The following is a 13,675-nucleotide window of genomic DNA, read 5'->3' on the forward strand; positions in this document are numbered from 1 at the left end:
GGTAGTCTGAGCGAACACAGTAGAAGCAACAGTAAGTGCCAATGCTGAAATTCCTAATTTTAGATTTTTCATAGAATTAAATGATTAAATAATTGATAATGCAAAATAAATATAATTTTTCTTTATAAACAAAGTTTTGCGGGTGATTTTTAACTTTTCTTTAATATTCTGTCGAGGTTCCGTTTATTTTCTCTATCTTTCATGCTTTCCCTTTTATCAAAGAGTTTTTTACCTCTTCCCAGTGCAATCAGAACCTTTGCTTTTCCCTTGTCGTTGATATATAATTTCAGAGGGATAATCGTATTCCCGGCGTCCTTTAGTTTCTTTTCAAGTTTTTGTAATTCTTTTTTGTGCAACAGCAATTTCCGTTCCCTTTTTGTTTTGTGGTTGTAAAAAGTGCCCAGTTTGTACTCATCAATCATCATGTTGATGATGTACAATTCCCCATCAATAAACTGACAGAAGGATTCTGCGATAGATGCTTTAGAAGAGCGCAAAGATTTTATTTCGGTACCGGTAAGTACCATTCCCGCTTCATAATCTTCAAGGATTTCATATTCAAAACGGGCCCTCCTGTTAACTATATTTACTGTTTTTTCGATTTTCATTTCTAAAGTTTATGCTGTTATCCAGATGGCTGCGGGATTTTTTAAATCTTGACCTTTTATCATTTCTTGATCTGATGCTGCCATACTCTGGGACCTGCGGATTTATTTCCTTTTCTTATGGAAAAAACAGGCCATATTTAAAAACTTGAATATGACATTATTACGAAATACCCAAATTCTTTTTGTATTTTTGCGCCAAATTTACAAAACTATATGTTAACAGTATCTAACTTATCTTTACAATTCGGGAAAAGAGTTCTTTTTGACGAGGTAAACATCATGTTTACAAAAGGAAACTGCTACGGGATTATCGGAGCAAATGGTGCAGGAAAGTCTACATTCCTTAAAATATTGACCGGAAAACAGGACCCAACTACAGGACATGTATCTCTTGAGCCTGGAAAAAGGATGTCTGTTCTGGAGCAGGATCACTTTGCTTATGATCAATATACTGTTCTGGAAGCTGTTTTAAGAGGTAACAAAAAATTATTCGAGATAAAAGAGGAGATGGACGCATTATATGCGAAAGAAGACTTCTCTGATGAAGACGGGATCAAAGCCGGGGAACTGGGTGTTGTGTATGACGAGATGGGAGGATGGACTGCAGAGTCTGATGCTCAGACCATGCTGTCGAATGTAGGAATAAAGGACGAAAGCATGCACTGGCAGATGATGAGCGAGCTTGAGAATAAAGACAAAGTAAAGGTGTTACTGGCTCAGGCGCTTTTCGGAAACCCGGATGTACTGATCCTCGATGAGCCTACCAACGACCTGGATATCGATACGATTTCGTGGCTTGAGGATTTCCTCGCAGATTATGAAAATACCGTAATCGTAGTATCCCACGACCGTCACTTCCTGGATACGGTTTGTACCCATATCGGTGACCTTGATTATGCGAAGCTAAACCTGTATACTGGTAACTACTCTTTCTGGTACCAGGCTTCCCAGCTGGCAACAAGACAGAGAGCGCAGGCCAATAAAAAAGCGGAAGAAAAGAAAAAAGAGCTTCAGGACTTCATCGCCCGATTCAGCTCCAACGTTGCTAAAGCCAAGCAGGCTACTGCAAGAAAGAAAATGATCGATAAACTGAACATCGATGATATCAAGCCTTCTTCCAGAAGATACCCGGCCATTATTTTCGAAATGGAAAGAGAGGCAGGAGACCAGATCCTTGATGTAAAAGGTCTTGAGAAAACCAAAGACGGGGAATTGTTATTCTCGAATATCGACCTGAATCTTAAGAAGGGAGACAAAGTGGCTGTTTTATCTAAAAACTCATTAGCCATTACTGAATTCTTCGAGATTCTAGCCGGAAATGTTGAAGCAGACAAAGGAACTGTTGCGTGGGGTGTTACTACAACACAGTCTCACATGCCTTTGGACAACACCAACTTCTTCCAGGAAGATTTAAGCCTGGTAGACTGGTTAAGACAGTTCACTAAAAATGATGAAGAGCGTCACGAAGAATTCGTAAGAGGATTTTTAGGAAGAATGCTTTTCTCCGGTGATGAAGCTTTAAAATCATGTAAAGTACTTTCCGGAGGTGAAAAAATGAGATGTATGTTCAGCAGAATGATGCTTCAGAAAGCCAATATCCTTTTGCTTGACGAACCTACCAACCACTTAGACCTTGAAAGTATCACGACACTGAACAACTCCTTGTCCAACTTCAAAGGAAACATCCTGCTGTCTTCTCATGACCACGAAATGCTTTCCACAGTCTGTAACCGGATTATCGAACTTACACCGAACGGAATCATTGACCGTGAAATGACGTATGATGAGTACCTTGCTGATAAAAAAGTAAAGGAACTGAGAGAGAAAATGTATTCATAAGCCAGAATACATAAAATAAAAAAAAGCGTTTCCACCGGGAACGCTTTTTTATTTATACCTTAGGGTAAAATATATCATCCTATGGAAAAAATATATTCCCTCCTCATCCTGATGCTCTTTTTCTCTGCTTACGGACAAACCACGGATCCGCGTTACCAACCCAAACCGTATGTGGAAATTACACATCCGGAATGGACGAAAAACGCAACCATTTATGAAGTCAACATCCGGCAGTATACTCCGGAAGGCACGTTCAAAGCATTTGAAAAACATCTTCCCAGGCTGAAGAAAATGGGTGTTGATATTATCTGGCTGATGCCCATTCATCCGATCGGGGAAGTTCACAGAAAAGGTAAACTCGGAAGTTATTATTCAGTGAAAGATTTCAGGGGAATTAATCCTGATTTCGGCTCCCTGGCTGATTTTAAAAGTCTGGTCAGCAAAATCCACGGCATGGGAATGCATGTGATTATCGACTGGGTAGGAAATCATTCTGCCTGGGACAACCCTTTGACCAGACAGCACCCGGACTGGTACACCAAGACCCGTGAAGGAAAATTTCAGCCCACTCCCTGGTATGACTGGGATGATGTGATTGATTTCGATTACAGCCATCCGGATTTCAGAAAATATATGACCGACGCCCTCAGATACTGGGTTTCAGAAACAGATATCGATGGTTACCGCTGTGATGTGGCCGGGTTTATTCCTGTAGACTTCTGGGAAAATGCCAGAGCGGAACTGGACCTTGTAAAACCCGTTTTTATGCTTGCCGAATGGGAATCCCGTGACCTTTACCGGAAATCTTTTGATATGACCTATTCCTGGACGCTCTGGGATAAACTGAAGCAGGCGACTATCGAGAAGAAAGGAGCACCGGCGCTGTTTGAATATATGGCCCATGATGTCAACAGCTTTCCGTTTGATTCTTACCGGATGACCTTTACTGATAACCATGACAAGAATTCATGGGAAGGAAACCAGTTTTCCAATTTCGGAGACGGACTTGAAGCCGCAATGGTCTTCTGCAGCACTGTAAATGGCATGCCCCTGGTGTACAGCGGCCAGGAAGCAGGACTGAACAGAAGCCTTGCGTTTTTTGAAAAGGACCTGATTGAATGGAAAGACCATAAATTTTCCGGAATATATGAAAAACTGTTCCGTCTCAAGCACGAAAACCAGGCCCTCTGGAACGGGAAATGGGGCGGGGAAATGGAAAGGGTAACCAATGATAATATGAATAAGGTGCTTTCATTCTACAGGGAAAAAAACGGCGATGCCGTGCTTACCGTCATCAATTTTTCGGATCAGGAGACAGAAGTGATTTTAGATAGTAAAGCGGTCAAAAGCAGCTACACCGAAGTCTTTTCAGGTAAGCCGGTCATCATTTCAAATGACAAAACCCGCCTGAAACTCAGAGCCTGGGATTACAGGGTTCTGGTGAAGAATAAATAAAATACTAACGTATGAAGCCTTTATAAATTAAGCAGTTTCTAAAAAAAAATTCCCTATTTTTGTGAAATGAGTCAAAAATGGATTTACAAGCCCGAACCTGATGAGGAAATTGTGGATGGATTAAGTTCGTCACTTGGTTTTGGAACTTTTGAATCTAAACTCCTCGTTATGAGAGGAATTGACAATTATCAAAAGGCCCGGGAATTTTTCAAGCCGAATCTTACCGACATCCACAACCCTTTTCTGATGGCCGATATGCAGAAAGCCGTAGAGCGGATTGCCAATGCAATCGAAAACGGGGAAAAAATAATGGTTTACGGCGATTATGACGTCGACGGTACGACTGCCGTTGCCCTGATGTACCTGTACCTCAGCAAAATCGTTCAGAAAAGTTATATTGATTTTTATATCCCGGACAGAAATTCTGAAGGGTACGGTATTTCGACCGAAGGAATTGATTTTGCGAAAGAAAACGGGTTTTCCCTGATTATTGCGCTGGATTGCGGAATCAAAGCACTGGACATGATCAATTATGCCGGCGATCTGGGGATCGATTTTATTATCTGTGATCACCATTTGCCCGGAGATGAGATCCCGAAGGCTGTTGCCGTGCTGGATCCGAAGCGGAGAGACTGCCGTTATCCCTTTAAGGAACTTTCAGGCTGCGGCGTAGGTTTTAAGCTCTGCCAGGGACTGAATACCATCTATAAGATTCCTGAAGCCGAACTTTTTGAACTTACCGACCTGCTGGCGATCTCCATTGCAGCAGACATCGTATCCATGACCGGTGAAAACCGGGTTCTGGCCAAGCTCGGCCTGAAGACACTCCGTAAAACGAGAAATTTAGGTTTACGGCTTCTGATTCCTGATGACAAACTTTCCCATTTTGAAATCTCCAATATTGTTTTTGAGATTGCCCCGAAAATTAACGCTGCTGGCAGGATTTCCCATGGGAAAGCTGCAGTGGAACTGATGGTTTCTGATAACCTGAAACATGCCCATCAGATTGTTGATGATATCATGAGCCTCAACGATGAAAGGCGGGAACTCGATATGAATTCCACCCTTTCAGCCCTGAACCAGGTGATCGAATCGCAGCAGGAGACCAAATACACCACCATCGTGTACCATCCGGAATGGAACAAAGGCGTGATCGGGATTGTTGCTTCCAGGCTGATTGAAACCTATTATAAGCCTACCCTTGTTTTCACAGACGGAAACAATGGGGAAATGGTTGCGTCTGCAAGGTCCGTATCGGATTTTGATGTGCATGAAGCCCTGGATATGTGCTCCGAGTACTTCCTGAAGTTCGGAGGCCATCATGCTGCAGCCGGCCTTTCCATGGAAAAGGAAAAATTTGCCGCTTTCAAAGAAAAATTCGAAAGAATTGTTTCTGAAAAAATCAAAGAACATCAGAAAGAACCGTCGATCACCATTGATTCAGAAGTGCAGATTGATGAAATCAACCGGGAGTTTATCAATTTCCACCGTAAACTGGCTCCTTTCGGCCCTCATAATATGAAGCCTGTGCTGGCCCTGACCAATCAAAGGGTTTCAGGCTATATCAAAACGATGGGCAAAGACAACAACCACCTTAAATTCTATATCCGGCAGGAGTCTACCGGCAGAAACATTGAATGCGTAGGCTTCAAGCTGGGACAGTTTGCCGATGATTTCAGGAATAAGAATTTCGACCTTGTTTTTACCCTGGAAGAAAACCACTGGAAAGGGAATGTAACCCACTATCTCAATATCAAAGACGTAAAATTCAGGGACTGAAGCCATTCCGTCCCGTCATTTTTTCAGAACAATGAAGAAGATCGGTTTATTTTTCGGCTCTTTCAATCCGGTTCATATCGGCCATCTTATCCTGGCCAATTATATCCTTGAAAATTCCGATATGGATGAGCTGTGGTTCGTCGTGAGTCCGCAGAATCCTTTTAAAGATAAAAAATCACTGCTTAATGATCATAACCGCCTGGATATGGTGCAGCTGGCCATTAAGAATTATCCCAATATGCGGGCTTCCAATGTGGAGTTTTCCCTGCAGAAACCCAGCTATACAATTGATACGCTGACGTATCTGCATGAAAAGTACCCGGACTATTCCTTCAGCCTGATTATGGGGGAAGATAACCTCAACAGCCTGCCGAAATGGAAGAACTACGAACAGCTTATTAAACATCATCACATCATTGTATATCCACGGGTGTTTAAAGAAGAAAAAAAGGAACCGGAATACCTGCAGCATGAAAATATCTCACTGATTAAGGCTCCGGTAATAGAGCTGTCGGCTACGGAAATCAGGAATATGATCAGAATCGGGAAAAACGTGCGGCCGATGCTTCCCCCGGAAGTCTTCGATTACCTGGATGGAAGCAGTTTTTACAAATAACCGGATGTACCCAAACCATCCTTATGCAGATGTTTTTAAATTATTGATTCGCTTATTATGAATTTTATTGAAAAGTTTTTCTCAAAATATCCTCAGGAAAAAATCATCAGATGGTTCAAGCAGGTCTGTATTGCAGAGGCTGTTACCTGCTTCCTGCTTTATGGTATTGCCATGATCTGGAAAAGATATGATGACGAAGGTGTACTGGCGACGGTATTCATTATCATCGTAGGGAATATCCACGGCCTTTTCTTCACGCTCTATCTGTTGCTCTGCCTTCCGGCCAGGAAAATTTATGACTGGGATGATGAGGATTTTGTATTTGCCCTGATGTCAGCCTTTTTTCCTTTCGCCACCATCTGGGTCGATAAAAAACTGGCCCGTTTTGACAGGGAATAGTTTTGGCTGGTTGTAAATGGTTGATGGGTAATAGGTAATAGGTAATGGGTAATGCGTAATGGGTAATGGGTAATGGGTAATGGGTAATGGGTAATGGGTAATGCAAAATTACAGTATAAGTATCAAGGGATCTTCGGATCTCTTTTTTTTTGGATGATGCTCAATTTTCCAATGCCTTCTTTACGGGATTTTATCGAACTAGGACCGTATAAGCCTTTAAAAAATCATTTTTTGACATCTGCTTTCATTTCCAGATCTGATGAAATTCCATAAAATTATATTTTCTGATGTAACAGAATTGTGCTTAAAATTGTCTTTATAGAGAACACAGATACAATTATTAAAAATTTAATCAAAAATTTACCTATTGATTATCAAATGCTTAAACATCATTTAAAATATTTTTAAGTACTTTGTATTGCAAGATACTTAATTTATTATATATCTTTGCAATGTTAAATAATAACAAATACAAGCTATTAAAACTCTCTAAATTATAAAACATGAAAACGCCTATCCTTATTGCAGCCTTATTTTTCAGCGGTCTTACATTTGCCCAAAAAAAGGACAGTGTAAAAACAAAAAGCATTGAAGCCGTTACCCTGACGAAACAGGTATTCAAGAAGCAGAGTGACCGTTTTGTCTACGATGTAGCCGCTTCACCGGTAGCAAAAGGAAATACAACATTTGATCTTCTGAGACAGACTCCCCTTCTTTCCACCACTGATGACAAGACCTTTAAAATTGCAGGCAAGAATAATGTCCTGATCTACATCAACGGCAGGAAAAGCAATATGGATGCTGAATCACTGACCCAGTTCCTGAAAAACACACCTGCTGAAAATATCCAGAAAATTGAAGTGATTACGGTTCCCGGAAGCGAATACCAGGTGGAATCTTCAGACGGCATCATCAATATTGTGCTGAAGAAGAAAATGAGCGACGGAACCAGCGGAAACATGAGGATGTCCAATTCCCAAAATAAATACAATGCCAGCAATGCCAGCTTCTCCGTCAATTACAGAAAGGACAAGCTTGGAATCAACGCTAACCTGAGCGGCGGGGAAAACATCAACCCCCAGGCTTATGTGCTGAGAAACGGAATCGGGCAGGTACGAAACGAGTCGGTAGGAAATATTGATGACCCTAATAAAAACCTCGGCGGCTATCTGAACATCGACTATCAGCTGAACGAAAAAAGCAACCTGGCCCTTTCTTGGAACTCATGGGCGAATAAAAGTTACAATTCTACCATCGATCTTCTGAATACCCTTGTTCAGCCCAATAAAGGAGTGCTGGAAACCAGTTACACGAGGACGAAAAATAAGGAAGATGCGAGAAATTACAATAATTCTGTCAATTTAAATTATGAAATAAAGCTCGATTCCCTGGGGAGTAAGTTCAATGCCAATGCGGCTTACCTCATCTATAAAAGATTCCAGTATTCAGACAACAATACCCTTGTTTCCGACATCGCAGGCAATAGCAACTCAGGATTTTCAAGAACAAGCAGAAAGATCATCCAGGATATCCCGCAGGTTGTGAACAACTTTTCCGGAACGGTAGACTACATCCAGAAGTTCAGGAATGATTTCACCTTTTCTGCCGGCGGTAATTTCAATAAAACCCAAACTGATAACGACACCAAAAATTACAATTATACATACCAGTACATGGATATTGACGGATTCGACGGCACAGTCAGCCAGACCGATTTCAACCATTTTATCTATGATGAAAATATTTACGGGCTGTACCTTACTTTTGAGAAGAAATTCTCCGATAAATTTTCCGGAAAAGTGGGTGCCCGGTATGAAATCACCAACAGCCTGGGAACAGCAGACAGCCAGAAAAACGGAATTTCTTCCCGTCAGGAAATTAAACAGAACTATCAAAACCTGCTTCCGTACCTGAGCTTCAACTATGCCATCAATGACAAGAATAATATTTCGTATGCCTTCTCCAGCAGGATGGGAAGACCGAGCTTCTGGGAACTGAATCCGGTAAGGAATATCATTACGGAAGACAATTACACCCAGAACAACCCGTTTGTAAAAGCCTCTTCAAATTATAACCAGGAGCTGACCTATATGTACAAAAACTCTTATTTCATCATCCTGAACCATACGTATGAAAAAAACCAGATCACACAGGTCCCTTTGCAGAAAGAATATGTTGATGACAAAGAAATGAAGAGAGTGAAGCTGGCCTATATCCGGACCAATTTCGGAGATAAGCAGGAAATGTCAGCTATGCTGGGTATCCAGAAATCACTTTTCAGACAATACCTGACTTTAAATTTCAACGCCGGCTTACAGCACAATATCAACAACGGTACCCTGAATACGGATCCTACGACAGGCCAGGTTTTCGATACGTATGTCAACAACAGGAAATCCACCAGCTTCATCATTACCAGCAACAATACCATCCGTCTGGATAAAAAGAAAACCTGGTTCCTGGGAGTGAATTACTTTTATGTAGACAAGCAGCAGATTGAGCTCGGGGTCCTGAAAAGCCTGATGAGCCTGGATCTGAGCATCAAGAAAAACTGGAACGACTGGACTTTTGCCGTAAATGTAAATGACGTACTGAGAACGAATGTGGTGGAAATAGAGGATCTGCAGGACAATGGAAACTATAATTATATTAAAAATGACATGTTCAGGAGAAACATCACCGTAAGCCTTACCTACAATTTCGGAAACAAGAAAGTGAAAAAGGTACGGGATATCGAGAGTGCTTCCGACGCCATTAAAAACAGGACCAGATAATAACCATTTCTTCATATAACTAATTATTTTTTATGTAAACTCGCTGGGAAATCAGTGAGTTTTTTTTATTTTTAAGTCAATTACCATTTAAATAAACCCTATGGAAAAGCGGCTGTTCATTTTCTTCGCCATGGCATTGATCTTTTCAGGCTGCCGGCAAAAAAAGATTGATCTAGGAAACAATATTTTTAGAGCAGAACAGAATATTTCGTATGGAAAAGATAATGCTCAAAAGATGGATCTCTATATTCCGGATAAGAATGCGGATTTAAGAGATGTATTTATTATCATTCATGGCGGCGGCTGGCGGGGCGGAAGAAAATCAGAGCTTACCAGTTTTACGTTTGATCTGATGAAAAAATTTCCTCATGCTATTTTTGTGAATCTTGAGTATCGGCTGGCTTCGACAACCCGTTTTGCACTTCCCGATCAGACCGATGATATAAAAGTTGCCATGAATTTTGTGGAGAAGAAATTAAATATAAAACCGAAATATATTCTTCTCGGAAACAGCGCCGGCGGCTATCTCTCCATGTTTTACGCTTATCATTACGATCACGAAAAGAAAGTAAAAGCTGTCGTGAATATCGTAGGACCGGCAGATCTGAATGATCCTGGATTCAAAAATTATGATGATTATTCTTTTGTGGAAAAGCACCTCATCGACCCGAAACTTATTGATGGTAAGCTTTCATTAATGGACTTCGGAAGCCCGGTTCATTGGATTACACCAGTCTCTGCGCCCACCCTTTCCTATTACGGTACGGCTGATCATGTGGTTCCGATTTCACAAAAAAAGATTCTGGATTCGGTTTTAACCAGAAATAAGGTTTATCATGAATCGTATGAATTTAACGGAGACCATGTGGGATGGGAGCGACCGCCTCATGCATCGTTTCTAGTTAAGAAGATTGAAGATTTTCTTAAAACGGTGGATAAAAAATAAAGAATAATTTAACGCTACCGACGCAAGAACGGTCTATACTGCGGTTGCAGATTTTCATTCGTAAAGATATTTCGACAAGCCCAGCATGACATGTTCATTCAGCAAATAATAGTTACGAACATTATTAGATTTCTTAAATCCTGTATTTTAAAATGTTTCAAAAACAAACGCTTTGAAAATATCAAAGCGTTTGGTTTTTATTCTGACTTAAAAATTTCCGTCTTTTCCGAAGTTCCGTTGGCATTGAAGGCTTCAATCTGGAAATAATAAGGGTCCGTGCGGTCGGCTCCGGTGAAGAAATATTCGTTTTTGCCATATACCATGATGCTTCCGTACAATTTATCCGGGGATTTTCCCCAGTAGATCACATAGCCGTCGGCATCGGAATTCTGCTGCCATTTCATCCAGATGCTTCTTCTTTCGCCGTATTTCTTAGGGTCTGCCCTCAGCGGCACGAAGTTCTGTACTTTGCCGGGAACGGCTCCGGCTCCCTTTCCGAATACCCTGAATCCGCTTAAGGCGAATTTCCCGGTCGGCATTTTCAGGTTTTCCATCTTCAGGAACCTGGCCCGGGCAGGTTTTTCCAGTTCTATATAATCATGCGGGACATCTTTGGTATTCTTGCTTTTATCCACCATCACGCTCCATTTTTTACCGTCACTGGAACCATAGATTTTGTACTGGTGCATCTTACCCAGTGTCTTTCCCATAAATTCCGCATCCTGATCCGCATAGTTGATCTGAATGGCATTGATGGTGGAAACTTCGCCCAGATCCGTCTGGAACCATTCCCCGGCATTCCCGGATCTGGCACTCCAATAGGTTTTAATGTCTTCATCCACCGCGTAATTGGAATGATAGCCTCCCAAGGTAGAAGAAACCTGGACGGGCTTGTTGTAATTCAGCAGCATCCAGCCTGCGAACAGGCCTTTTGAAAAGTCTTTTCCCTGGGCATATTGCGGAAGATAGGTCGGATAATCACCGTACGCCGTATTGCAGTACATCACATCATCCTTATCGAATCCTGCCGGCCAGATGCCCAGCCTTCTTTCGAAATTATTTTTGGTTGAAATAAAAATGGTTGAGATATGCCACCAGTTTTTATAGTTGTCTTCAAAAGTCGCTCCATGCCCGGCTCCCCTGGCAAAACCTCCCGGTTTGTAGGAAAACGGATTGTGCTGCTGGTATTCAAAGCCTTCCAGCGGCTTGTTGCTCACATACACCCCATCGGAGTAGCCGCTGAATTCGGTGGCCGGTGCGCCGTACTGCATATAATATTTTCCGTTATGCTTGGTCATCCAGGCTCCTTCCACAAAGGGCTGAAGGAAAACATTATCGTTATATTCCCCGAATCTTTCCCATCCGTGGTCTTCCGGTTTTAACCGCAGAATAGGTTTTACAAACCCTTCGGACTGCAATGTCTTTGTTTTCACTTCGGTTCCCAATAAAGGCCATTCGTTGCTGGATCCCCAGTACAGGTATAATTTGTTCTTGTCTTCATCGTAATGAAAAGCCGGGTCCCATGCACCCACTTTCAACGTATCAACGGCAATTTTCCAGTCGTCCTTTGTCGGATTCGTACTTTTCCAGATCGGAAAATCCTGTTCCCAGGTAGAACCGAAAACATACAGCGTATCTTTCATTGCCCAGACTGCCGGTGCGTTCAGGTCGTGGATATATTTGTTGTCTCTCAGGAACTTTCTTTTCACGAATTTCCAGTCGAGCATATCGTCACTGTACCAGTAGCCTTCCTGATTGGTGGAGAACAGGAAGAGTTTATTTTTAAAATTGACGATTACGGGATCGGCAGTGGCCCGGTGTTTCCCCTGTCTGGAAAAGACTTCAAACGGGGTATAGCCGTAATCGATATTAATCGGGTTACAATAGGTCTTCTGCTGGGCGTTCAGGCCCATCGCTCCGAACAGCACTATGAACATCAGAAAGTACTTATGCATAATCTATGGTTTCTTATTTCACAAAAATAGGTAAGTTTTTTGACCTGCTGAAGTTTTTGCTCTGGAGGTAAGCATATTGTCAGCATGTATTGTATTTTTAAGTGACTTTCATTTAAACAAACAATGAATTGATTTTCATAAAGTCCGAGAGGCTATTTAAATAATCGGAAAGAATGGTAATGCTGGTCATACTTTCATAATCTATACTATCATTTTCAACGAATCGACACTTTTCATCATAAAAATTCACATCGATTGAGCTTGCGTGAACATTTATAATATTCCCAATGTAAACGACATCTTCTTTGTTAAAAGAAAATTCACATAATAAACTTTCTTCTTTAATTGTTGTAGACAGACTTTGGAAATTATTTATTTCGAAACCTTTAAACCTCTTTAAATTTAAGGAATCCAAATATCTTTGAAATTTTAATTCCATAATCCTGTTTTTAAAACTGTCACTTTCGTATGTAATACTTTCTATTCTTTTTCGATTAATAAACTTTACACCATCCAGAACATAATCAACAGGATTTGATGCAGTTATCACTAAATTTCCATTATCATAAAGCTTAACGCCTAAAATATAATCAGAGAAATTTTTAATCTTAACATTTAGTATTTCCATCTAACAGTTCTTTAATATTTTAACCTCTTTATTTCTATTACTTTATCTTTTTTTATATTCTCTGTAGATTGTCCTGCATTCTCGGAACGATTTGCAGATCTCTCATCATTTTTTAGATTTCACTATCCCATTACTTAGTATTTCTACAACATTTTAAACCGAACTAAATCCGGACTTCCAAAGAAGATCATTAAGGTCCAGCTCACTGATATCGAAATCTTCCGGATGCAGAATAAATCCATCTTGTTTTTTAAGATTCTCTACTGCTTGTTCAGCATTTTCTCTTGAAGAAAAAACACCTATAAATCTTTCATCATCCAAATACCTATGGATCGTATAGCTGTGACTCACGCTGAAAACTGATTGTAAACCTAATTCTTTTACCGATAAAAACGTTTCATCTATTGAATGATCACCTTCGCAAAGATAATCCCTTCCCATTTCTCCTATAATAGTTTCAAATCCGTTTTTCCAATATACTTTATCCAAAATGTATTTGTTAATGATGAAACTATCAGGATATCTGGAGAATCCTGATAAGTTTAAAGCTTCCTTTTTTATTTTTTCAAGACCCTCTATATCATCACAGAATCCCAAAAGCTTAGTACTGAAACTTATTTCATTGGTATAAGTATGATCAAGTGCATAAACAAAATATTTCATAAGACTCTTTTTC

The 13,675-nt window shown here is 40.7% G+C and carries 11 protein-coding genes; 7 read left to right on the top strand and 4 right to left on the bottom strand.

Annotation, left to right across the window (positions count from 1 at the left end):
• Positions 1-149 precede the first annotated feature (149 nt).
• The gene (gene smpB, locus QZ735_RS17835; RefSeq protein WP_294251400.1) at positions 150-608 is read right to left on the bottom strand and encodes an SsrA-binding protein SmpB; all 459 of its coding nucleotides are present in this window, start codon (positions 606-608) and stop codon (positions 150-152) included.
• Positions 609-821: 213 nt separating this feature from the next.
• Here smpB and QZ735_RS17840 point away from each other — a divergent pair, with 213 nt between their 5' ends.
• The 7 genes from QZ735_RS17840 to QZ735_RS17870 all read left to right on the top strand — a co-directional run bounded on the left by QZ735_RS17840 (position 822) and on the right by QZ735_RS17870 (position 10,416).
• Complete coding sequence (locus QZ735_RS17840) at positions 822-2,447, top strand: ABC-F family ATP-binding cassette domain-containing protein (RefSeq protein ID WP_294251403.1); 1,626 nt, start codon at positions 822-824, stop codon at positions 2,445-2,447.
• A gap of 81 nt (positions 2,448-2,528) precedes the next feature.
• Positions 2,529-3,902 carry an alpha-amylase family glycosyl hydrolase gene (locus QZ735_RS17845; protein WP_294251406.1) on the top strand — a complete coding sequence of 458 codons (1,374 nt, stop codon included), beginning with the start codon at positions 2,529-2,531 and terminating at the stop codon, positions 3,900-3,902.
• 66 nt (positions 3,903-3,968) lie between these two features.
• Entirely contained in the window at positions 3,969-5,681 is a 1,713-nt protein-coding gene (recJ, locus tag QZ735_RS17850) for a single-stranded-DNA-specific exonuclease RecJ (RefSeq protein ID WP_294251409.1), read from the top strand.
• Between the two features lie 31 nt (positions 5,682-5,712).
• Entirely contained in the window at positions 5,713-6,297 is a 585-nt protein-coding gene (gene nadD, locus QZ735_RS17855) for a nicotinate (nicotinamide) nucleotide adenylyltransferase (RefSeq protein WP_294251411.1), read from the top strand.
• A gap of 57 nt (positions 6,298-6,354) precedes the next feature.
• Entirely contained in the window at positions 6,355-6,696 is a 342-nt protein-coding gene (locus tag QZ735_RS17860; RefSeq protein ID WP_294251413.1) for a DUF3817 domain-containing protein, read from the top strand.
• Between the two features lie 503 nt (positions 6,697-7,199).
• The gene (locus QZ735_RS17865) at positions 7,200-9,470 is read left to right on the top strand and encodes an outer membrane beta-barrel family protein (protein ID WP_294251416.1); all 2,271 of its coding nucleotides are present in this window, start codon (positions 7,200-7,202) and stop codon (positions 9,468-9,470) included.
• 100 nt (positions 9,471-9,570) lie between these two features.
• The gene (locus tag QZ735_RS17870; protein WP_294251419.1) at positions 9,571-10,416 is read left to right on the top strand and encodes an alpha/beta hydrolase; all 846 of its coding nucleotides are present in this window, start codon (positions 9,571-9,573) and stop codon (positions 10,414-10,416) included.
• Between the two features lie 197 nt (positions 10,417-10,613).
• On the opposite strand, the gene QZ735_RS17875 is transcribed toward QZ735_RS17870, so the two are convergent.
• The 3 genes from QZ735_RS17875 to QZ735_RS17885 form a co-directional block, all read right to left on the bottom strand.
• Positions 10,614-12,371, bottom strand: a complete 1,758-nt coding sequence (locus tag QZ735_RS17875) for a discoidin domain-containing protein (protein ID WP_294251422.1) — start codon at positions 12,369-12,371, stop codon at positions 10,614-10,616.
• Between the two features lie 112 nt (positions 12,372-12,483).
• On the bottom strand, positions 12,484-12,999 hold the full coding sequence (locus QZ735_RS17880; protein ID WP_294251424.1) for a hypothetical protein: 516 nt from the start codon (positions 12,997-12,999) through the stop codon (positions 12,484-12,486).
• A 153-nt stretch (positions 13,000-13,152) separates the two neighbouring features.
• Positions 13,153-13,662: a hypothetical protein gene (locus QZ735_RS17885; protein ID WP_294251426.1), complete on the bottom strand. Its 510-nt coding sequence runs from the start codon at positions 13,660-13,662 to the stop codon at positions 13,153-13,155.
• Positions 13,663-13,675 lie beyond the last annotated feature (13 nt).

This window comes from uncultured Chryseobacterium sp. (assembly GCF_913776365.1).
Lineage (GTDB): Bacteria > Bacteroidota > Bacteroidia > Flavobacteriales > Weeksellaceae > Chryseobacterium.

What these genes read in the sequence shown, in the direction of transcription:
- QZ735_RS17865 (WP_294251416.1), top strand. Translation starts at nt 7,200, where the DNA reads ATGAAAACGCCTATCCTTATTGCAGCCTTATTTTTCAGCGGTCTTACA.
- nadD (WP_294251411.1), top strand. Translation starts at nt 5,713, where the DNA reads ATGAAGAAGATCGGTTTATTTTTCGGCTCTTTCAATCCGGTTCATATC.
- QZ735_RS17875 (WP_294251422.1), bottom strand. Translation starts at nt 12,371, where the DNA reads ATGCATAAGTACTTTCTGATGTTCATAGTGCTGTTCGGAGCGATGGGC.
- QZ735_RS17840 (WP_294251403.1), top strand. Translation starts at nt 822, where the DNA reads ATGTTAACAGTATCTAACTTATCTTTACAATTCGGGAAAAGAGTTCTT.
- recJ (WP_294251409.1), top strand. Translation starts at nt 3,969, where the DNA reads ATGAGTCAAAAATGGATTTACAAGCCCGAACCTGATGAGGAAATTGTG.
- QZ735_RS17870 (WP_294251419.1), top strand. Translation starts at nt 9,571, where the DNA reads ATGGAAAAGCGGCTGTTCATTTTCTTCGCCATGGCATTGATCTTTTCA.
- QZ735_RS17860 (WP_294251413.1), top strand. Translation starts at nt 6,355, where the DNA reads ATGAATTTTATTGAAAAGTTTTTCTCAAAATATCCTCAGGAAAAAATC.
- QZ735_RS17880 (WP_294251424.1), bottom strand. Translation starts at nt 12,999, where the DNA reads ATGGAAATACTAAATGTTAAGATTAAAAATTTCTCTGATTATATTTTA.
- smpB (WP_294251400.1), bottom strand. Translation starts at nt 608, where the DNA reads ATGAAAATCGAAAAAACAGTAAATATAGTTAACAGGAGGGCCCGTTTT.
- QZ735_RS17885 (WP_294251426.1), bottom strand. Translation starts at nt 13,662, where the DNA reads ATGAAATATTTTGTTTATGCACTTGATCATACTTATACCAATGAAATA.
- QZ735_RS17845 (WP_294251406.1), top strand. Translation starts at nt 2,529, where the DNA reads ATGGAAAAAATATATTCCCTCCTCATCCTGATGCTCTTTTTCTCTGCT.